The 23,619-nt window shown below is 73.7% G+C and carries 1 protein-coding gene (running past one end of the window); it reads right to left on the bottom strand.

What is annotated here, in order from left to right; translation table 11 throughout:
* A protein-coding gene (locus GA0070618_RS24425; protein WP_088983705.1) for a type I polyketide synthase crosses the window boundary here: on the bottom strand, positions 1–23,593 show its 5' portion. The gene continues 6,260 nt to the left of window position 1, outside the view; the window shows 23,593 of its 29,853 coding nt (coding positions 1–23,593); it begins with the start codon at positions 23,591–23,593; its stop codon lies off the left edge, out of view.
* Between the last annotated feature and the right edge of the window lie 26 nt (positions 23,594–23,619).

Genomic DNA, 23,619 nt, shown 5'->3' with positions numbered 1-23,619 from the left:
TGCCGGCGGGTACGCCCGGCGCGTGCGGGAGCGATTGGTCCTGTCGGGGCAGGACGCACAGCACGCCCGCCCAGCCGTCGGCCCCGGTGCGGCGCAGCCGCTCGCCCAGTGGCGCCCGGCCGAGGGTCGGCGCGACGGTCAGGGTGTCGACCCGCGCACCGGCCCCGGCGAGCGCCTTCGCGACGCCCGCGTCGGTGTCCGCGCCCACGGTGACCACGAGCCACCGCCCGGACAACCCGGCCGCCGGAACCGGGCGTACCGGCTCCCAGCCGATCCGGTACGACCATCCGTCCAGGCTGGTGTCCCGGGTCCGGGCCTGACGCCAGGAGGTGAGCGCGGGCAGGGCCGGGGCCAGGGCGTCCACCGCGTCCGCGCCGAGCTGCTCGGCGAGGCCGCTGAGGTCGCCACGCTCCACCGCCGCCCAGAACTCGGCGTCCCCGGCGTCGGCGACGGCTGCCTGCGGCCGGTCCACCGTCGCGGGCCAGTACCGCTGGTGCTGGAACGCGTACGTCGGCAGGTCCACCCGCCGCGCGCCGACCCCGGCGAACCACTGCGACCAGGTCACCGCCACACCGTTCACATGCAGCTCACCCAGAGCCGCCAGCAGCGCGGACACCTCCGGCCGGTCCCGCCGCTGCACCGCCACCGCGAGAACATCCCCGTCACCCGGAAGCACCTCGGCGGCCATCGCCGTCAACACACTCTGCGGACCGACCTCCACGAACGTGTCCACCCCGGCAACCCGCAACGCGGTGACCCCGTCGGCGAACCGGACCGCCTCCCGCACGTGCCGCACCCAGTACTCCGGGGTCCGCAGCTCGCCGGCGTCGGCGATCGCACCGGTCAGGTTCGACACCACCGGCACCAACGGCGCGGCGAACCTCAACCCCGACAGCACCGCCCGGAACTCGTCGAGCATCGGCTCCATCAACGGACTGTGGAACGCGTGACTCACCGCCAGGCGACGGGTGCGTGCGCCCCGATCCCGCCAGGCCGCCTCGACCTCGTCCAACACCTCGACCGCACCGGAGACGACCACCGCACTCGGGCCGTTCACCGCCGCGATGCCCACCCGGCCGGTCAGCCCCTCGATCGACGCCGCAACGACAGCCTCCGGCGCGGCCACCGCCAGCATCCCACCACCGGACGGCAACGCCTGCATCAACCGACCCCGCGCGGCGACCAACGCACACGCATCCGCCAGCGACAACACCCCCGCCACATACGCGGCCGTGATCTCACCAACCGAGTGCCCGCCGACGAAGTCCGGCACCACACCGAACGACTCGACGAGGCGGAACAACGCCACCTCGACCGCGAACAACCCGGCCTGCGTGAACACCGTCTGATCCAGCAGCGCCGCCTCGGGCGTGCCCGCCTCGGCGAACAACACGGCCTTCAACGGCTGCGGCAGCAACGGATCCAGCTGGGCGCACACCTCGTCCAACGTGGCGGCGAACACCGGGAACGTCGCGTACAACTCCCGACCCATCCCGGCACGCTGCGCACCCTGACCCGAGAACAGCAACGCCACCCGACCACGAACGGCAGCCGTACCGGTGACCACCGCACCCGACGGCTCACCCGCCGCCAACGCCCGCAACGAGCCGAGCAGGTCGTCCCGGCCGGTCGCGGTGAGCAGGGCGCGATATTCCAGAGCCGGACGCGTGGTCACCGACGACCAACCCACGTCCACCGGACGCAGCCCCTCGTCGGCGGCGAGCCAACGGGCCCAACGGTCCGCCTGCCCAGCCAGAGCCTCCGCCGACCGCGCCGACACCAGCACCGGCACGAGGGCATCGGGCAGGGCCGGGTCGACGATCTCGCCCTCGACCACCTCCACCGGCGGCTGCTCGATGATCACATGCGCGTTGGTGCCGGAGATCCCGAACGAGGAGACGGCAGCCCGACGCGGACGGCCGGTCTCCGGCCACGGCATCGGTTCGGTGGCCAGCGTGACCGCCCCGGCCGTCCAGTCGACATGCGGGGACGGCTCGTCCACATGCAACGTCGCCGGCACGAGCCCGTGCCGCATCGCCAGGACCATCTTGATCACACCCGCCACACCAGCGGCGGCCTGCGTGTGACCGATGTTCGACTTGATCGACCCGAGCAGCAACGGCTCGACACGATCCTGCCCGTACGTCGCCAACAACGCCTGCGCCTCGATCGGATCACCCAGGGTGGTGCCCGTGCCGTGCGCCTCCACCGCATCCACATCCGCCGTCGACAGGCGAGCATTCGCCAGGGCCTGCCGGATCACCCGCTGCTGCGACGGACCATTCGGCGCCGTCAAACCATTCGACGCACCATCCTGGTTCACCGCGCTGCCCCGCACCACCGCCAGGACCCGATGTCCCCGCCGCTGCGCGTCGGAGAGCCGCTCCACGAGCAGCATGCCGACGCCCTCACCCCAGCCGGTGCCGTCCGCACCCTCGGCGAACGCCTTGCACCGACCGTCCGGAGCCAGGCCCCGCTGCCGGGAAAACTCGATGAACGTCCCCGGCGTGGCCATCACCGTCACACCACCGGCCAACGCCAGATCGCACTCCCCGGACCGCAGGGCTTGCGCCGCGAGGTGCAACGCGACCAGCGACGACGAGCAGGCGGTGTCCACCGTCACCGCCGGCCCCTCCAGACCGAACGTGTACGCCACCCGACCCGACAGCACACTGCCCGACGTGCCCGTGCCGAGGTAACCCTCCACCTCGGCCGGCAGGTCCACCAGGCGCGTCGCCCAGTCGTGGTACATCACGCCCGCGAACACACCGGTACGGCTGCCCCGCAGTCGCTGCGGGTCGAGGCCCGCGGACTCGAACGCCTCCCACGACGCCTCCAGCAGCAACCGCTGCTGCGGGTCCATCGCCAGCGCCTCACGGGGCGAGATGCCGAAGAACGCCGGGTCGAACTCGGCCGCCCCGTACAGGAAGCCGCCCTGCCGGGCGTACGACGTGCCGCTGCTGTTCGGATCCGGATCGAACAGGGACTCCAGGTCCCAGCCCCGGTCGGCGGGGAACTCCCCCACCCCGTCCCCACCGGTGGCCAGCAACTCCCAGAGCTGGTCGGGGCTGTCCACCCCACCCGGGTAGCGGCAGGCCATCCCGACGATCGCGATCGGCTCGTCCACGCCGAGGGAGGCCATCGTCTCGGGACGCGCCTCCACCATCCCGGTGAGCTGCTCGTACACGTACCCCGCGAGAGCCGCCGGCGTCGGATAGTCGAACACCAACGTCGACCCCAACCGCAGACCCGTCGCCGCGTTCACCCGGTTCCGCAGATCCACCGCCGTCAACGAATCGAATCCGAGTTCACGGAACGCCCGATCCGCCGGCACCGACTCCGCACCACCGTGCCCCAACACCTGCGCCACCAGGCCACGCACCAACACGTCCACCTGGGCACGGGCCTCGTCCTCGGCGAGTCCGGTCAGTCGTGCGGCCCATGCGCCACCGCCCTGTCCCGCCTGGCGGCGGGTGACGGTCGTGCCGAGCAGCGTGCGGAGCATCGTGGGTGCGGCGTCACCGGAGGCGGCTCGCATCGCCGGTACGTCGACGACCACCGGCACCAGGACGGCCGGTCCGGCCGTGAGGGCGGCGTCGAACAGTTCGAGCCCGGTTTCGGCGCTCATCGGCGGGAGACCGGCACGGGTCGACCGGGCGCGGTCGGCGTCGGCGATCGACGCGGCCATGCCGTCGGTGTCCCACATACCCCACGCCAACGACACCGCCGGCAACCCCAACTCACGCCGGAACACCGCCAGACCATCCAGGAACGCGTTACCCGCCGCATACGCCGCCTGCCCCGGCGACCCCAACACCCCCGCAACCGACGAGAACACCACGAACAGATCCAGACCCAGACCCGCCGTCACCTCATGCAGATGCCAACCCGCATCCACCTTCGGCGCCAACACACCCGCCAACCGACCAGCAGAAAGCCCCTCGACCACCCCGTCATCCAGCACACCCGCCGTATGCACCACACCCGCCAACCGACCCGTCGACGAGATCTCGGCGACCAGCGCGTCCACCTGCTGCCGGTCGGTCACGTCGCAGCCCACCACCCGGGCGCTCGCCCCCAGCGCGCCCAGCCGCTCCACCAGCGCATCCGCGCCCGACGCGGCCGGCCCCTGCCGGGACACCAACACCAGCGACCGCACCCCGTACGCCGCCACCAGATGCTCTGCCACCAGAGCACCCAGAGCACCCGTACCACCGGTCACCAACACCGTGCCGGCACCCACGACCGGCGGTTCCGACGCCACCGGCGCGGAGGCTCGCACCAGGCGGGGAACGAACACCTCGCCCGTACGGACCGCCACCTGGCCACCCGACGCGCCGCCGGCCGCCCACCCGAGCAGACCCCGTAGGTCCGTGTCCGCGTCCGCGTCAAGGTCGACCAGCACGACCCGGCCCGGGTGTTCCGACTGCGCCGACCGCAACAGACCCCACACCGCCGCACCCGCCAGGTCGGTCACCCGATCACCCGACCGAACCGCCACCGCACCCCGCGTCACCACGACCAACGTCGAGCCCGCCAACACCCCAGCCGCCAACCACGCCTGCACCGTCGACAACACGTCCGCCGTCACCGCCCGCACCGAGGCGGGCACATCGGCATGGGCCTCGGAGTTGGCGAGGAGCGGCAGCAGCAGCGTCTGCGGCCTGGCACCGGCTTCGACCGCGGCCAGCACCGACGCCACGTCCGGGTACGCCGGCACCTCCCACCGGGCGGCCAGGCCGGTCGGCAGTTCGTGGCTGGTCCCGTGCCCGGTCAACAGCACCATGCCGGACGCCTGCGGGTCCAGGACCGTCTGCTCGACCTGCCAGCGCACCTCGAACAGCGAGCGGGCCGCCGCACCCGGGGCGGCCGGGCCGGTCAGTTCACGCAGGACGAGGGAGTCGACCGACACCACCGGGGCACCCGCCTCGTCGCAGGCGACCAGACGCACTCCGGAACCCGACCGGGACAACCGCACCCGCAGCACTTCCGCGCCCGAGGCGTGCACCTGCACACCCTCGAACGCGAACGGTACGCGCGGAGCGGTGCCGGCCTCCGCGTCGAGCAGGCCGATCGCGTGGAGCGCCGCGTCGAGCAGCGCCGGATGCACCCCGAAGCCGGAGACGTCCACCGACTCCTCGGGCAGGGCGACCTCGGCGTGCACCTCCCCGTCGCCGGTCCACGCGCGTCGCAGCCCCTGGAAGACCGGCCCGTACACCAGGCCGTGCCCGGCCAGCGCCTCGTACCAGCCCGCCACATCCACCTCGGACGCACCGGCCGGCGGCCACGCACCGACCACCGGCTCGTCGACCGACACCGGCTCCAGCACACCGTCCGCGTGCCGGGTCCAACCCGCCTCGGTGTCATCGTCCTGACGGGAGTAGATGGTCACGGCGCGCTGCGACGAGCCGGCAGCGCCGTCCACCCGCACCTGGATCCGCACGCCTCCCATCTGGGGGACGGTCAGCGGCGTGGCCACGGTCAGCTCCCGGAGCCGGGAGAGGCCCACCTCGTCGCCCGCCCGCACGGCCAGCTCGACGAGGGCGGTGCCCGGCACCAGCGTCACGCCGGCGACCGCGTGGTCCGCCAGCCAGGGGTGCGTGGTCAGCGAGAGTCGGCCGGTCAGCACCACCTCGTCGTCGCCAGCCAGGTCGACGGCCGCGCCGAGCAGTGGGTGCTCGGCGTCGCCCAGTCCCGCGCCGGACACGTTTCCGGCTCGTGGCCGACCCGTCGTAGGCCAGTACCGCTGGTGCTGGAACGCGTAGGTCGGCAGGTCCACCCGCCGCGCGCCCACCCCGGTAAACCACTGCGGCCAGGTGACGGCCACACCGTTGACGTGCAACTGCCCCAACGCCGCCAGCAGACCCGAGACCTCGGACCGGTCCCGCCGCTGTGCCGCCACCGCGAGGATGTCCCCGTCACCCGGAAGCACCTCGTCGGCCATCGCGGTCAGCACACTCTGCGGACCGACCTCCACGAACGTGTCCACCCCGGCAGCCCGCAACGCGGTGACCCCGTCGGCGAACCGGACCGCCTCCCGGACGTGCCGCACCCAGTAGTCCGGGGTCCGCAGCTCGCCGGCGTCGGCGAGCGCGCCGGTCAGGTTCGACACCACCGGCACCAACGGCGCGGCGAAGCTCAACCCCGACAGCACCGCCCGGAACTCGTCGAGCATCGGCTCCATCAACGGACTGTGGAACGCGTGACTCACCGCCAACCGACGGGTACGCACACCCCGATCCCGCCAGGCCGCCTCAACCTCGTCCAGCGTGTCGACCGCACCGGAGACGACCACCGCACTCGGGCCGTTCACCGCAGCGATGCCCACCCGGCCGGTCAGTTCCTCGATCGAGGCCGCTACGTCAGCCTCCGGCGCGGCGACCGCGAGCATCCCACCACCGGCCGGGAGCGCCTGCATCAACCGACCCCGCGCCGCCACCAACGCACACGCATCCGCCAGCGACAACACACCCGCCACGTACGCGGCGGTGATCTCACCGATCGAGTGCCCGCCGACGAAGTCCGGCACCACCCCGAAGGACTCCACCAGACGGAACAACGCCACCTCGACCGCGAACAGGCCGGCCTGCGTGAACACCGTCTGATCCAGCAGCGCCGCCTCCGCCGACCCCACCTCGGCGAACAACACGGCCTTCAACGGCTGCGGCAACAACGAGTCCAGATGACCGCACACCTCGTCCAACGCGGCAGCGAACACCGGGAACGCGGGGTACAGTTCCCGCCCCATCCCGGCACGCTGCGCACCCTGACCGGAGAACAGCAACGCCACCTGACCGCGCTGGCCCTGGGTGCCAGTGACCACCGCACCCGACGGCTCACCTGCCGCCAACGCCCGCAACGAGACGAGCAGGTCGTCCCGGCCGGTCGCGGTGATCACCGCACGCTGCTCCAACGCCGGACGGGTCGTCACCGACGACCATCCCACGTCCACCGGACGCAGCGAGTCGTCGCCCGCCAGCCAGTCGACCCACCGGCCGGCCTGGGCGGCGAGTGCCGGCTCCGACCGCGCCGACAACAGCACCGGCACGGCCGGCGGCGTCACCGACGGCACGATCTCGCCCTCGAGCACCTCCACCGGCGGCTGCTCGATGATCACATGGGCGTTGGTGCCGGAGATGCCGAACGAGGAGACGGCGGCCCGACGCGGCCGACCGGTCTCCGGCCACGGCATCGGTTCGGTGGCCAGCGTCACCGCCCCGGCCGACCAGTCGACGTGCGGGGACGGCTCGTCCACGTGCAACGTCGCCGGCACCACACCGTGCCGCATCGCCAGGACCATCTTGATGATGCCCGCCACACCGGCCGCGGCCTGCGTGTGGCCAAGGTTCGACTTGATCGACCCCAACAACAACGGACGGTCCCCCGGCCGATCCTGCCCATACGTCGCCAACAACGCCTGCGCCTCGATCGGATCACCCAGGGTGGTGCCGGTGCCGTGCGCCTCCACCGCGTCCACATCCGCCGTCGACAGGCGGGCGTTCGCCAGGGCCTGCCGGATCACCCGCTGCTGGGAGGGACCATTCGGCGCCGTCAAACCATTCGACGCACCATCCTGGTTCACCGCCGTACCCCGCACCACCGCGAGAATCCGACGACCGTCCCGCCGCGCATCGGAGAGCCGCTGCACCAGCAGCACACCCACACCCTCCGACCAACCCGTGCCGTCCGCCGACGCCGCAAACGACCGGCACCGACCATCCGCCGACAAACCCCGCTGCCGCGAGAACTCGATGAACGTCCCCGGCGTCGCCATCACCGTCACACCACCAGCAAGCGCCAGGTCACACTCACCCGACCGCAACGCCTGCGCCGCCAGATGCAACGCCACCAACGACGACGAACACGCCGTGTCCACCGTCACCGCCGGCCCCTCCAGACCGAACGTGTACGCCACCCGACCCGACAGCACACTGCCGGAGTTACCGGTGCCGACGTACCCCTCGGCGTCCGATGGCAGGTCGGCCACCTGGGAGGCGTAGTCGTGGTACATCAGGCCGGCAAAGACGCCGGTACGGCTGCCCCGCAGCCCGGCCGGGTCCAGACCGGCGGACTCGAACGTCTCCCACGACGCCTCCAGCAGCAACCGCTGCTGCGGATCCATCGCCACCGCCTCACGCGGCGAGATACCGAAGAACGCCGGGTCGAAGTCCGCAGCTCCGGGCAGGAATCCACCGTGCCGGGTGTACGACGTACCGTTGCGGTCCGGGTCCGGGTCGAACAGGGAGTCCAGGTCCCAGCCCCGGTCGGTCGGGAACTCGCCGATGCCCTCACCACCGCCGACCAGCAGCTCCCAGAGCTGGTCCGGGCTCTGCACCCCGCCGGGGTAGCGGCACGCCATACCCACGATGGCGATCGGCTCGTCGACGCTGGCAGCCGTGCTGACCGTCCGGTCCGCCGTCGTCTGCCGTACACCGGCCAGTTCGGACCACAGGTGGTCGGCGAGCACCGCCGGGGTCGGGTAGTCGAACACCAGCGTCGACGCGAGGCGCAGGCCGGTCGCCGTGTTGAGCCGGTTCCGCAGGTCCACTGCGGTCAGCGAGTCGAAGCCCAATTCACGGAAGGCACGGTCGGTGGGGACCGACTCCGCGCCGGCGTGCCCGAGCACCTGGGCGACCAGACCCCGGACCAGGGTCTCGATCCGGGTCCGGCCCTCGTCGGGGGTCAGGCCCGCCAACTGGTTGGTCCAGTCGCCGCCCTGTCCGGCCTGCCGGCGGGTGACGGTCGGCCCCACAAGGGCACGCAGCACCACCGGTACCGGGCCAGCCGCGCCAAGCGTCGCCCGCATCGCCGGTACGTCGAGAACGGCGGGCACCAGCGTCGGCCGGGCCACGCGGAGTGCCGCGTCGAACAGTTCCAGACCGGTGTCCACGCTCATCGGGGTGATGCCGGCGCGGGTCGACCGGGCGCGGTCGGCGTCGCCGATCGACGCGGCCATGCCGTCGGTGTCCCACATACCCCACGCCAACGACACCGCCGGCAACCCCAACTCACGCCGGAACACCGCCAGACCATCCAGGAACGCGTTACCCGCCGCATACGCCGCCTGCCCCGGCGACCCCAACACCCCCGCAACCGACGAGAACACCACGAACAGATCCAGACCCAGACCCGCCGTCACCTCATGCAGATGCCAACCCGCATCCACCTTCGGCGCCAACACACCCGCCAACCGACCAGCAGAAAGCCCCTCGACCACCCCGTCATCCAGCACACCCGCCGTATGCACCACACCCGCCAACCGACCACTGCCGGTCAGCTGATCCACCAGGTCACCTACGGCGGCCCGGTCGGTGACGTCACACGCGACCACCCGTACCGACGCGCCCAGGCCCGACAACCGCTCCACCAGCGCATCCGCGCCCGACGCGGCCGGCCCCTGCCGGGACACCAACACCAGCGACCGCACCCCGTACGCCGCCACCAGATGCTCCGCCACCAGAGCACCCAGAGCACCCGTACCACCGGTCACCAACACCGTGCCGGCACCGACGGTCACCTCAGCCGTCGCCGGTGCCGACGACCGCACCAGGCGCGGCACGAACACCGCGCCCGACCGCACGGCCACCTGACCACCGAGCGGGTCACCGGCCGCCGAGGCGAGCGCACCCAGCGCGTCCGCGTCCAGGTCACCGTCGACGTCGACCAGCACGACCCGGCCCGGGTGTTCCGACTGCGCCGACCGCAACAGACCCCACACCGCCGCACCCGCCAGGTCGGTCACCCGATCACCCGACCGAACCGCCACCGCACCCCGCGTCACCACGACCAACGTCGAGCCCGCCAACACCCCAGCCGCCAACCACGCCTGCACCGTCGACAACACGTCCGCCGTCACCGCCCGCACCAAGGCGGGCACGTCGGCGTGGGCCTCGGTGACGGGCAGGGGCAGCAGCAGCGCGCGGGGGGCCTCTGCCGGGCTCGCCTCGACCGACGCGACCAGCGCCGCGACGTCCGGGAACGACGGCAGCTCCGGCAGTCCGGCCGGCGGTTCCCCGGCGGTCAGCAGCGCCCAGCCGGACGTGTCCCCGATCGTGGAGGCGTCGTCGGCCTGCCAGGCGAGTTCGAAGAGCGAGCGCGTCGCCGCGCCGGGCGCCACGACACCGCTCAGTTCACGCAGGACGAGGGAGTCGACCGACACCACCGGGGCACCCGCCTCGTCGCAGGCGACCAGACGCACTCCGGAACCCGACCGGGACAACCGCACCCGCAGCACTCCCGCGCCCGAGGCGTGCACCTGCACACCCTCGAACGCGAACGGCACCTGTGGCCCCGACGGCTCCTCCCCGGCCAGCAACAGTCCGGTCGGGTGCAGCGCCGCGTCGAGCAGCGCCGGGTGCACCCCGAACCGGCCGGCCTCCCCGGCCGCGTCCTCCGGGAGCGCGACCTCGGCGTACACCGTGCCGTCGCCGGTCCACAGCCGCCGCAGGCCCTGGAAGACCGGCCCGTACACCAGGCCGTGCCCGGCCAGCGCCTCGTACCAGCCCGCCACATCCACCTCGGACGCACCGGCCGGCGGCCACGCACCGACCACCGGCTCGTCGACCGACACCGGCTCCAGCACACCGTCCGCGTGCCGGACCCAGTCGGAATCGCCCTCGGACTGCGAGTGCAGCGTGACGGCACGCGTGCCCGTCGGGTCGGCCGCACCGACCCGCACCTGCACCCGCACCCCACCGCTCTCGGGAAGCACGAGCGGGGCGGCGATGGTCAGATCACGAAGCCGGGACAGGCCCACCTCGTCGCCCGCCCGCACGGCCAGTTCCACGAGAGCCGTGCCGGGGACGATCACCGTGCCGGACACCGCGTGGTCGGCGAGCCAGGGGTGGGTGGCGACGGAGAGCCGACCGGTGAGCACCACCATGTCCTCACCGGCGACGGTGACTGCCGCGCCGAGCAGGGGGTGACCGGCCATACCGAGGCCAGCTCCGGTGACGTCACCCGCCCGGGCCCGTCCGATCCCGAGCCAGTACGGCTGGTGCTGGAACGCGTACGTCGGCAGGTCCACCCGCCGCGCGCCAGCCCCAGCGAACCACTGCGACCAGGTCACCGCCACACCGTTCACATGCAGCTCGCCCAGAGCCGCCAGCAGCGCGGACACCTCCGGCCGGTCCCGCCGCTGCACCGCCACCGCGAAAACATCCCCGTCACCCGGAAGCACCTCGGCGGCCATCGCCGTCAGCACACTCTGCGGACCGACCTCCACGAACGTGTCCACCCCGGCAACCCGAAGCGCGGCGACCCCGTCGCCGAACCGGACCGCCTCCCGGACGTGCCGCACCCAGTAGTCAACGCGGGTCAGCTCCTGCGGATCCGCCACCGCACCGGTCAGGTTCGACACCACCGGCACCAACGGCGCGGCGAACCTCAACCCCGCCAACACCGCCCGGAACTCGTCGAGCATCGGCTCCATCAACGGACTGTGGAACGCGTGACTCACCGTCAGGCGACGGGTGCGTGCGCCCCGATCCCGCCAGGCCGCCTCGATTTCGTCCAGCGCGTCGACCGCACCGGAGACGACCACCGCGCTCGGGCCGTTCACCGCAGCGATCCCGACCCGGTCGGTCAGCCCCTCGATCGACGCCGCCACCTCGGCCTCGGACGCGGCCACCGCCAGCATCCCGCCACCGGCCGGGAGCGCCTGCATCAACCGACCCCGCGCCGCCACCAACGCACACGCATCCGCCAGCGACAACACCCCCGCCACATACGCGGCCGTGATCTCACCAACTGAGTGCCCGCCGACGAAGTCCGGCACCACACCGAACGACTCGACGAGGCGGAACAACGCCACCTCGACCGCGAACAACCCGGCCTGCGTGAACACCGTCTGATCCAGCAGCGCCGCCTCCGGCGAGCCCGCCTCGGCGAACAACACGGCCTTCAACGGCTGCGGCAGCAACGGATCCAGCTGGGCACACACCTCGTCCAACGCGACAGCGAACACCGGGAACGCGGAGTACAACTCCCGACCCATGCCGGCACGCTGCGCACCCTGACCGGAGAACAGCAACGCCACCCGACCACGAACGGCAGCCGTACCGGTGACCACCGCACCCGACGGCTCACCCGTCGCCAACGCCCGCAGCCCGGTCAGCAACTCGCCCCGGTCAGCCGCCACCAGCACGGCACGCTGCTCCAACGCCGGACGGGTCGTCACCGACGACCAACCCACGTCCACCGGACGCAGCGACTCGTCGGCGGCGAGCCAACGAGCCCAACGGTCCGCCTGGGCGGCGAGTGCCGGCTCCGACCGCGCCGACAACAGCACCGGCAGCGGAGCGACCGGCGTGGGTCCGTCGTCTCCGGGCTGGCGGGTCCCGGTCTCCACGGGCGGCTGCTCGATGATCACGTGGGCGTTGGTGCCGCTGACCCCGAACGAGGAGACCGCCGCCCGACGGGGCCGGTTCACCGCCGGCCAGGGCGTCGCCTCGGTGGCCAGCGTGACCGCTCCGGCCGTCCAGTCGACGTGCGGGGACGGCTCGTCCACGTGCAACGTCGCCGGCACCACACCGTGCCGCATCGCGAGGACCATCTTGATCACACCCGCCACACCAGCGGCGGCCTGCGTGTGACCGATGTTCGACTTGATCGACCCGAGCAGCAACGGCTCGGCACGACCCTGCCCATAGGTGGCGAGCAGCGCCTGCGCCTCGATCGGGTCACCCAGGGTCGTGCCGGTGCCGTGCGCCTCCACCGCATCCACATCCGCCGTCGACAGGCGAGCATTCGCCAGGGCCTGCCGGATCACCCGCTGCTGCGACGGACCATTCGGCGCCGTCAAACCATTCGACGCACCATCCTGGTTCACCGCCGTACCCCGCACCACCGCGAGAATCCGACGACCATCCCGCCGCGCATCGGAGAGCCGCTGCACCAGCAGCACACCCACACCCTCCGACCAACCCGTCCCATCCGCCGACGCCGCAAACGACCGGCACCGACCATCCGCCGACAAACCCCGCTGCCGCGAGAACTCGACGAACGTCCCCGGCGTCGCCATCACCGTCACACCACCGGCCAACGCCAGGTCGCACTCCCCCGACCGCAGGGCTTGCGCCGCGAGGTGCAGGGCGACCAGCGACGACGAACACGCCGTGTCCACCGTCACCGCCGGCCCCTCCAGACCGAACGTGTACGCCACCCGACCGGAGACCACGCTCCCGGAGTTGCCGGTGCCGATGTACCCCTCCAGCCCTTCGGGCAGTTCCTGCACCTGTGAGGCGTAGTCGTGGTACATCAGGCCGGCGAACACGCCGGTACGGCTACCCCGCAGCCCGGCCGGGTCCAGACCGGCGGACTCGAACGTCTCCCACGACGCCTCCAACAGCAACCGCTGCTGCGGATCCATCGCCACCGCCTCACGCGGCGAGATACCGAAGAACGCCGGGTCGAACTCGGCCGCCCCGGTGAGGAAGCCGCCGTGCCGGGCGTACGACGTGCCCGGGTGGTCGGGGTCCGGGTGGAACAGGGAGTCCAGGTCCCAGCCCCGGTCGGTCGGGAACTCACCGATGCCCTCACCGCCACCGACCAGCAACTCCCACAGCTGGTCGGGGCTGTCCACCCCACCCGGGTAGCGGCAGGCCATTCCGACGATGGCGATCGGCTCGTCGACAGCAGCGGAGGTGACCACCTCCGTACGGGCACCCACCGCACCGGTGAGCTGCTCGTACACGTACTCCACCAGTGCCGCGGGCGTCGGGTAGTCGAACACCAACGTCGACCCCAACCGCAGACCTGTCGCCGCGTTCACCCGGTTCCGCAGATCCACCGCCGTCAACGAATCGAACCCGAGTTCACGGAACGCCCGATCCGCCGGCACCGACTCCGCACCACCATGCCCCAACACCTGCGCCACCAGACCACGCACCAACACGTCCACCTGGGCACGGGCCTCGTCGGGGGTGAGCGTGGCGAGCCGGTGCGCCCAGCCGCCGGCCGCACCGCCGCCGGCCTGCCGGCGGGTGGTCACGGTGCCGACGAGGGCGCGCAGCATCGGCGGTACGCCGGTGGCGGTGGCCGCCGCGCGCAGGGCCGGCACGTCGACGACGGCGGGGACGAGCGTGGGGGTGTCGGCGGCGACGGCCGCGTCGAAGAGCGCGACGCCGACGGGGCCGGTGATCAGGCCGAGGCCGGCGCGGGTGACCCGGGACCGGTCGGTGGCGCTGAGGGTGGCCGCCATGCCGTCGGTGTCCCACATGCCCCAGGCGAGGGAGTGCGCGGGCAGGCCGTGGCCCCGGCGGTGGCCGGCGAGGGCGTCGAGGAAGCTGTTGGCCGCCGCGTACGCGCCCTGGCCGGGCGAGCCGAGCACCCCGGCGATGGAGGAGAACGTCACGAACAGGTCGAGGTCCAGGTCGGCGGTGGCCTCGTGTAGCCACCAGCCGGCGTCGACCTTGGGGGCGAGGACCCGGGCGAGCCGGTCGGGGTCGATGCCGGTGACGACGGCGTCGTCGAGGACACCGGCGGTGTGCACCACCCCGGCGAGCCGTCCGGCCCCGGTGAGCTGCCCGACGAGGGCGTGGACGGCCTCCCGGTCGGTGACGTCGCAGGCGAGCACCTGGACGTGGGCCCCGAGGCCGGTGAGCTCGGCGGTCAGTTCCGCCGCGCCGGGCGCGTCGGGGCCGCGCCGGCTGACCAGGGCGAGGGAGTCCACGTCCCACTCGGTGACGAGGTGCCGGGCGAGCAGGGCGCCGAGCGCACCGGTGCCGCCGGTGACCAGGACGGTGCCGCCGCCCAGGCGCGGGGTCTCCACGGGTGGGGCGTCGGCGCGTACCAGACGGGGGGTGAGGGCCGCGTCGCCGCGGACCGCGAGCTGCGCCACGGTCGGGTCGGCGGCGGCGAGCAGCGCGACGGCCGACGTGTCCAGGTCCCGGTCCAGGTCGGCCAGGACGATCCGGCCGGGGTGCTCGGACTGGGCGGAGCGCATCAGGCCCCAGACGGCCGCGCCGACCAGCTCGTCGGCCGGGTCGGCGTCGACGGCCCGCACCGCGCCCCGGGTGACCACCGCGAGGCGGGTGTCGGCGAGGTCGTCGGCGGCCAGCCACGCCTGCACCACGGCGAGCACGTCGGCGGCCGTGGCCCGGACCACGGCCGGCAGTTCCGCCGCCGGCAGCCCGGCCGGCGCGGCGGGCACCGGCAGCAGGACCAGCGGGGGTACGTCGCCGGTGGCGACCAGCTCGGCGACTCCCGGGTACGCGGGGACCCCGGACAGCGCCGGGGTGGCCGCACCCAGCAGGGCGGCACCGGGTGCCTCGACGGGGTCGATCGGGTCGGCCTGCCAGGCGACCCGGAACAGCGACCGGGCGGCGAGGGTGGCCGCCGACGGGTCGACGCTGGTCATCTCACGCAGGACGACCGAGTCGACGGAGACGACCGGACGGTCGGTGTCGTCGACGGCGAGCAGCCGCACGCCGCCGCCGACCCGGGTGAGCCGGACCCGCAGGGTGTCCGCGCCGACGGCGTGCACCTGGACGCCCTCGAAGGCGAACGGTGCCTTCGGGCCGCTGGTGCCGTCGCCGGGCAGCAGGGCGGTCGGGTGCAGGGCGGTGTCGAGCAGGGCGGGATGTACGCCGAAACCGGTGTTGCCGTCGGGGGTGGCGGGGAGGGCGACGTCGGCGTAGACGGTGTCGTCGCCGGCCGTCCAGGCTCGCCGCAGGCCCTGGAAGACCGGCCCGTAGGTCATGCCGTGGCCGGCGAGTGCCGCGTACCAGCCGTCGAGGTCGACCTCGGCCGCCCCGGCCGGCGGCCACGCGCCGAGGCCGGTGTCGTCGGTGGGGTCGACGGCGGTGAGCACGCCCTCGGCGTGCCGCACCCAGTCGCCGTCCGGGTCGTGGTCGGGCTGGGAGTGGATGGTGACGGCACGCCAACCGGTGTGGTCGCGCGGGCCGACCCGGACCTGGACGCGGACCGCTCCCTGGGCGGGAAGCACGAGCGGGGCGGCGATGGTCAGTTCACCCACCCGGCAGGGACCGAACTCGTCGCCGGCCCGCAGCACCAGTTCGACCAGGGCGGTGCCGGGGACGACCACCGCGCCGGCCACCACGTGGTCGGCGAGCCAGGGCTGGGCGGCGACGGAGATCCGACCGGTGAGCACGGCGGCGTCCTCGCCGGCCAACCGGATGGCGGCGGCGAGCAGCGGGTGCCCGGCGGCACCGAGGCCGGCGACGGAGACGTCCGAGGACCGGCCGGCGGGGCGCAGCCAGTAGCGTTCCGGCGCGAAGGCGTACGTGGGCAGGTCGGCCCGGGTGGCGACGGTGCCGGCGAAGATCGGCGTCCAGTCGACCGGGCCACCGGCGGTGAACAGTTCGGCCAGTCCGGTCAGCAGGGCGTGTGGCTCGGCGCGGTCGCGGCGCTGGGTGGGCACGGCGAGGACGCCGTGGATGTCACCGGGGAGGGTCTCGCGGACCAGGGCGGTGAGCACCGCGCCGGGTCCGATCTCGACGAACGTGTCGACTCCGGCGGCCCGCAGCGCGGTGATCCCGTCGGCGAACCGGACCGCCTCGCGGACGTGCCGCACCCAGTAGTCCGGGGTGCGCAGTTCGTCGGCGTCGGCGAGCGCGCCGGTCAGGTTCGACACCACCGGCACCAGCGGCGCGGCGAAGCTCAGCCCCGCCAGGACGCCACGGAACTCGTCGAGCATCGGCTCCATCAACGGGCTGTGGAACGCGTGACTCACCGTCAGCCGGCGGGTGCGCACACCCCGGCCCTGCCAGACGCGCTCCACCTCGTCCAGCGCGTCGACCGCACCGGACACGACGACCGCTTCCGGACCGTTGACGGCGGCGATCCCGAGTCGGTCGGTCCGTCCGGCCAGCGTCTCCGCCACCTCGGCCTCCGGCGCGGCCACCGCCAGCATCCCACCGCCTGCCGGCAGCGCCTGCATCAGCCGGCCCCGGGCGGCGACGAGGGCACAGGCGTGCTCCAGGGACAGCACCCCGGCCACGTGCGCCGCCGTGATCTCGCCGACCGAGTGGCCACCCACGAAGTCGGGCAGCACGCCGAACGACTCCACCAGGCGGAACAGCGCCACCTCGACCGCGAACAGACCGGCCTGGGTGAACACCGTCTGGTCCAGCAGTTCCGCCTCGGGCGTGCCCGCCTCGGCGTCAAGGACAGACCGCAACGGCTGCGGCAGCAGTGGGTCCAGATGACCGCACACCTCGTCCAACGCGGCGGCGAACACCGGGAACGCGGCATACAGGTCCCGGCCCATGCCAGCGCGCTGCGCGCCCTGACCGGAGAAGAGCAGCGCGACGGGACCCCGCTCGGTGGCCCGGCCGGTGACCACCGCGTCGGTGGGTTCGTCGGCGGCGAGGGCGGCCAGTCCGGTGGTCAGCCCGGCGTGGTCGGCGGCGAACAGCACCGCGCGGTGTTCCAGCGCGGTACGGGTGGTCAGCGACGTCCAGCCGACGTCGACGAGCCGGGGCGGGTCGCCCGCGCCGAGGCGGTCGGCCCAGTGCCGGGCCTGGCGGGCCAGCGCGCCTTCACCCCGGGCGGAGAGCAACACGGGCACCAGCGGCGGCGCGGTGGGCTCGACGAGTTCGCCCTCCACCACCTCGGCCGGGGGCGCCTCGACGATGATGTGCGCGTTGGTGCCGCTGACGCCGAACGAGGAGACCGCCGCCCGGCGCGGGCGTCCGGTCTCCGGCCACGGCTGGGCCTCGGTGAGCAGTTCGACCGCGCCGGCCGACCAGTCGACGTGCGGGGTGGGTTCGTCGACGTGCAGGGTGCGGGGCAGCACGCCGTGCCGCAGCGCCTGCACCATCTTGATCACACCGGCCACCCCGGCGGCGGCCTGGGTGTGCCCGATGTTCGACTTGATCGACCCCAACCAGAGCGGACGGTCGGCGGGCCGGTCCTGCCCGTACGTGGCGAGCAGGGCCTGCGCCTCGATCGGGTCGCCGAGGGTCGTGGCGGTGCCGTGCGCCTCGACCGCGTCGACGTCGGCGGTGGTGAGTCCGGCGTTGGCCAGGGCCTGCCGGATGACGCGTTGCTGCGAGGGGCCGTTCGGGGCGGTCAGGCCGTTCGACGCGCCGTCCTGGTTGACGGCGCTGCCCCGCACGACAGCAAGGACGCGGTGGCCGTGGCGCTGCGCGTCGGAGAGCCGCTCGACGAGGAGCACGCCGACGCCTTCACCCCAGCCGGTGCCGTCGGCGGCGGCGGCGAAGGAGCGGCACCGACCGTCGGCGGAGAGGCCGCCCTGCCGGGTGAACTCCACGAACGCCCCGGGGGTGACCATCACGTTCACGCCGCCGGCGACCGCGAGGTCACACTCGCCCTGCCGCAGCGACTGCACGGCCAGGTGCAGGGCGACCAGGGACGACGAGCAGGCGGTGTCCACGGTGACCGCCGGTCCCTCCAGGCCGAACGTGTACGCCACCCGCCCGGAGATGACGCTGTGCGCGCCGCCGGTGAGCCGGTAGCCGTCCAGGCCGGGGGTTTCGTCGCCGGTGCCGTAGCCGGTGGGGGACGCGCCGACGAACACCCCGGTGGGGGTGCCGTGCAGCCGGTCGGGAGCGACGCCGGCCTGCTCGAACGCCTCCCAGGTGGCCTCCAGCAGCAGCCGCTGCTGTGGGTCCATGGCCAGGGCCTCGCGGGGCGAGATGCCGAAGAAGTCGGGGTCGAATTCGGTGGCGCGGTCGATGAACCCGCCGTGCCGGGTGGCCGAGCGGCCGGGTGCCTCGGGGTCGTCGGCGAGGAGCCGGTCGAGGTCCCAGTGCCGGTCGGTGCGGAACTCGGTGATGCCGTCGCGTCCCGAGGCGACGAGTTCCCACAGTCCGTCGGGGTCGTCGACCCCACCCGGGTAGCGGCAGCTCATCCCGACGATGGCGATGGGCTCGTCGGCGTTGTCCCGACCGGCGGTGCCGGCCGCTGTCCCGGCGGGCGCGGGTTCGGCGTCGTCCAGCCGTAGCAGGGACGCCAGGTGCCCGGCGAGGGCGGCCGGGTTCGGGTAGTCGAAGATCAGCGTGGTGGGCAGGGCCAGGCCGGTCGCGCCGGTGATCTGGTTGCGCAGCTCCACCGCGGTCAGCGAGTCGATGCCGAGTTCCTTGAAGGCCCGCTTCGGGCTGACCGCGTCGGTGCCGGTGTGGCCGAGGACGGCGGCGGCGTGGTCGCGGACCAGGTCGGTGAGGTGCCGGTCCCGTTCGGGGCGGGTGAGGCCAGCCAGCCGCTCGCGCAGCGCGGCGGCGTGGTCGGTGGTCGTCCCGTCGGCCGAGTCGGCGGCCAGCGCCGCACGGGCCTCGGCGATGTCGTCGAGCAGCGGACGCGGCCGGGCCGAGGCGTAGGCGGGCGCGAAGGTGGCCCAGTCGACGTCGGCGACGACGAGGCAGGTCTCGCCGTGCTCGACGGCGCGGCGCAGGGCGAGCAGCGCGGCGGCCGGCTGCATCGGGTTGAGGCCACGCCGGCTGAGCAGCCGCTGCGCCTCCTCGGTGGTGGCCATGCCGCCCTCGGCCCACGCGCCCCACGAAATGGAGGTGGCGACGAGACCCCGGGCGCGGCGCTGCTCGGCGAGCGCGTCGAGGTAGGCGTTCGCGGCGGCGTACGCGCCCTGCCCACCGCTCCCCCACACCCCGGAGATGGAGGCGAAGGTGACGAACGCGTCGAGCTGCCGGTCGCCGAGGAACTCGTCGAGGTAGGCCGCACCGGCGACCTTGCCGGCCATGACGTGGTCGAACACGTCGAGGTCCGTGTCGACCAGCGCGGTGAGTCGGGTGATCCCGGCGGCGTGCAGGACGGCGGTCAGCGGGGCGACCTCGTCCAGCCCGGCGACCAGTGCGGCGACCTGGTCGCGGTCGGCCATGTCGCAGGCGACGACGCTGACCCGTACGCCGGTGGCGGTCAGCTCGTCGGCCAGTTCCCGCGCGCCGGTCGCGTCGAGGCCGCGCCGGCTGGTGAGGACCAGGTGCTCGGCGCCGTTGGCGGCGAGCCAGCGGGCGGCCTGCGCGCCGATCGCGCCGGTGCCGCCGGTGACGAGGACGGTGCCGCGGGGCTGCCACGGGGTGACCTGCCCGGCGGGGCGGGCGCCGGCACGGGCGAGCCGGCGGACGAAGGTGCCGTACGGGCGGACGGCGAACTGGTCCTCGTCGTCGGCGGTGGTCAGGATGCGGGTGACCTCGGCCCAGGTGGTGGCGTCGGGGTCGGCGGGCAGGTCGACCAGGCCGCCCCAGCGGGTCGGGTGTTCCAGTCCGACCACCCGGGCGAGGCCCCAGAGCGCGTGCTGGGCGGCGCTGGCCACGGGTTCGGCCGGGTCGGTGCCGACGCCCCCTGAGGTGAGGCACCACAGTGGGGCGGGCACGTCGGCGTCGGAGAGGGCCTGCACGAGCCGGGTGGTGGCGACCAGTCCGGTGGGGATGCCCGGGTGGCCGGGGTGCTCCGCGTCGGTGAGGCCAAGCAGGGAGACCACCCCGGCCAGCGGGGTGTCCCGGTGCGCGGCGAGCGCCTCGGCGAGCGCGTGCCGGTCGACGTCGGCCGGGTCGACCTCGACCCGCCGGACGGCCGGTCCGCCGGCCGTGGCGAGCCCGTCCACCCAGCCGTCGAGGGTGGGGTCGCCGGTCGGGAGGACCACGAGCAGGTCACCGGGGACGGTGGTCGGGTTGCTCTGGCCGATCGGCTTCCACCCCACCCGGTACGACCAGCCGTCCAGCACCGCCCGCTGCAACCGGGCCTTCCGCCAGGACGACAGCACGGGCAGCGCCGGGGCGAGCACCTCCAGGTCGGCCGGGTCGCCGTCGAGCTGGGCGGCGAGCGCGGCCACGTCGGCGCGTTCCACCGCCGACCAGAACTCCACGTCGACCACGTCCGGGCTGACCGGCCCGGTGCCGGCGGGGGTGCTCCGCTCGGTCCAGTAGTGCTGCCGTTGGAAGGCGTAGGTGGGCAGGTCGGTGAGGATCCCGGCGGCGGGGAGCACCTGCCGGTGGTCCACGGGCAGGCCGTGGGCGTGGGCGGCGGCGATGCTGGTCAGCATCCGCACGGCCGCGTCCTCGCCCCGGCGGAGGGTGGCCAGGACCTGTCCGGCGGTTCCGGTGTCGTCGAGGATCGTGGTGAGCGGCATGCTCAGCACCGGGTGCACGGAGACCTCGACGAAGTCGGTGAACCCGGCGTCGAGGGCGGTCCGCACGGCGGTGTCGAACAGCACGGTGCGGCGCAGGTTCTCCGCCCAGTAGTCAGCGTCCAGTTCGGTGCCGTCGATCCAGGTGCCGGTGACGGTGGAGAGGATCCGGACGTCACCGGGGCGGGGGGTCAGTCCGGCCAGGTCGGTGCGCATCCGTTCGGCGGCGGCGTACACCAGCGGGCAGTGCGAGGCGTAGTCGATGTTGATGGGGCGGGCCCGGATCCCGTCGGCGACGCACGCCGCGACGAGGTCGGCGACCTGGTCGTGCGGGCCGGAGACGGTGACCGCGCGGGGACCGTTGACCACGGCGATGGCGACCCCGTCGGGGAGCCGTCGGGTGGCCTCGTCGACGGAGAGGTCGAGGGCGGCCATGGTGCCGGCCTCGGCGAGCTCGGCGACGGCCCGCAGCCGCACCGCGAGTAGCTTCACCGCGTCGGCGAGGGTCAGCACCCCGGCGACGTGCGCGGCGACGACCTCGCTCTGCGAGTGGCCGATGACGGCCTGCGGGGTCATGCCGGCGGCCCGCCACACCCGGGCCAGGCTGATGGTGAGGGCGAACAGGATCGGCTGGACGATCTCGTGGCGGCCGAGCCAGGACTCGTCGTCGCCGGTGAGGTGGCCGACGATGTCGAGGTCGAACCAGCGGTCGAACTCGGCCTGGCACTCGGCGAGGGCCTCGTCGAAGACCGGGCAGGCGCCGATCAGTCCGGCCGCCATCCCCAGGTGGTGCCCGCCGTAGCCGGGGAACACCCAGACCGGGCCCTCGGCGGGCTCGCCGGCGACGGCGGTGACCACCGAGCCGGCGGGGCGGCCCTCGGCGAGGGCGTCGAGGCCGGCGAGGAGCTGCGCGGGGTCGGCGCCGACGACGGCCGCCCGGTGCTCGAACACCGACCGGGTGGTGACCAGCGACCAGGCCACCCGGGCCGGGTCGAGGTCCGCGCGGGAGCGGACGTACCGGGCGAGCCGGGCGGCCTGCTCGCGCAGGGCCGGCGCGGACCGGGCGGAGAGCGTCCACACCGTGGTGGGGGTGGTGAGCAGGCCGGGCTGCGCCGGCTCCGGTTCCGGGGCGGGGGCCGGGGCGGCCTGTTCGAGGATGACGTGGGCGTTGGTGCCGGAGATGCCGAACGACGACACGGCGGCCCGCCGGGGCCGGTCCGCCGTCGGCCAGTCGCGGGCGTCGGTGAGCAGCGACACCGCCCCGGCCGACCAGTCGATGTGCGGGGACGGCGCGTCCACGTGCAGGGTGGCCGGCAGCCGCCCGTGGCGCATCGCCATGACCATCTTGATGATCCCGGCGACGCCGGCGGCGGACTGGCTGTGCCCGAAGTTCGACTTGATCGACCCGAGCCAGAGCGGGTCGCCGCCGGCCCGGTCCTGCCCGTACGTGGCGAGCAGCGCCTGCGCCTCGATCGGGTCACCGAGGGTGGTGCCGGTGCCGTGCGCCTCGACGGCGTCCACGTCGGCGGGGGTGAGCCGGGCGTTGCTCAGCGCCTGCCGGATGACCCGCTGCTGGGCGGGACCGTTCGGGGCGGTCAGGCCGTTGGAGGCACCGTCCTGGTTGATCGCGGAGCCGCGCACCACGGCGAGGATCCGGTGGCCGTTGCGCTGGGCGTCGGAGAGCCGTTCGACGAGGAGCAGACCGACGCCCTCGGCCCAGCCGGTGCCGTCGGCGGACGCGGCGAACGCCTTGCAGCGCCCGTCCGAGGAGAGACCGCGCTGCCGGGAGAAGCCGACGAACGCGCTGGGGGTGGCCATCACGGTCACGCCGCCGGCCAGGGCCAGGTCGAACTCCCCGGCGCGCAGCGCCTGGCAGGCCAGGTGCAGGGCGACCAGGGACGACGAGCAGGCGGTGTCCACGGTGACCGCCGGCCCCTCCAGCCCGAGCGCGTACGCGATCCGGCCGGAGACGACACTGCTGACGGTGCCGGTGAGCAGGTAGCCCTCGTCGGCGCCGTCCGCGCCACCGTCCGCGCCGACGCCGTAGCCGTTGGCGGTGGTGCCGACGAAGACGCCGACCTTCTGTCCGCGCACCCCGGACGGCGCGATGCCGGCGCTCTCGAACGCCTCCCACGACGTCTCCAGCAGCAGCCGCTGCTGCGGGTCCATCGCCTGGGCCTCACGGGGGCTGATGCCGAAGAAGTCGGCGTCGAAGGAGGCCGCGTCGTACAGGAACCCGCCCTGCTGGGTGCTGGAGCGGCCAGCCCGCTCACCGGTCGGGTCGTACAGGTTGTCCAGGTCCCAGCCCCGGTCGGCGGGAAAGCCGCCGATGGCGTCCCCGCCGGAGGCCACCAGGTCCCACAGCTCGTCCGGGTTGGACACCCCGCCCGGGTAGCGGCAGGACATCGCCACGATGGCGATGGGTTCCCGGGCGGCGGCGGTCAGCTGCTGGTTGAGCTGCTTGAGCCGGCTGGTCTCCTTGAGGGAAGCCCGAAGCGCCTCGACGACCTTATCTGCAGACGTGGACATCAGTTACTCCGTACGTGGGACAAGGG

This window comes from Micromonospora echinospora, from assembly GCF_900091495.1.
Taxonomy (GTDB): domain Bacteria; phylum Actinomycetota; class Actinomycetes; order Mycobacteriales; family Micromonosporaceae; genus Micromonospora; species Micromonospora echinospora.
The sequence above is the reverse complement of the archived record's forward strand: the minus strand, read 5'-3'. Positions and strand labels throughout refer to the sequence as shown.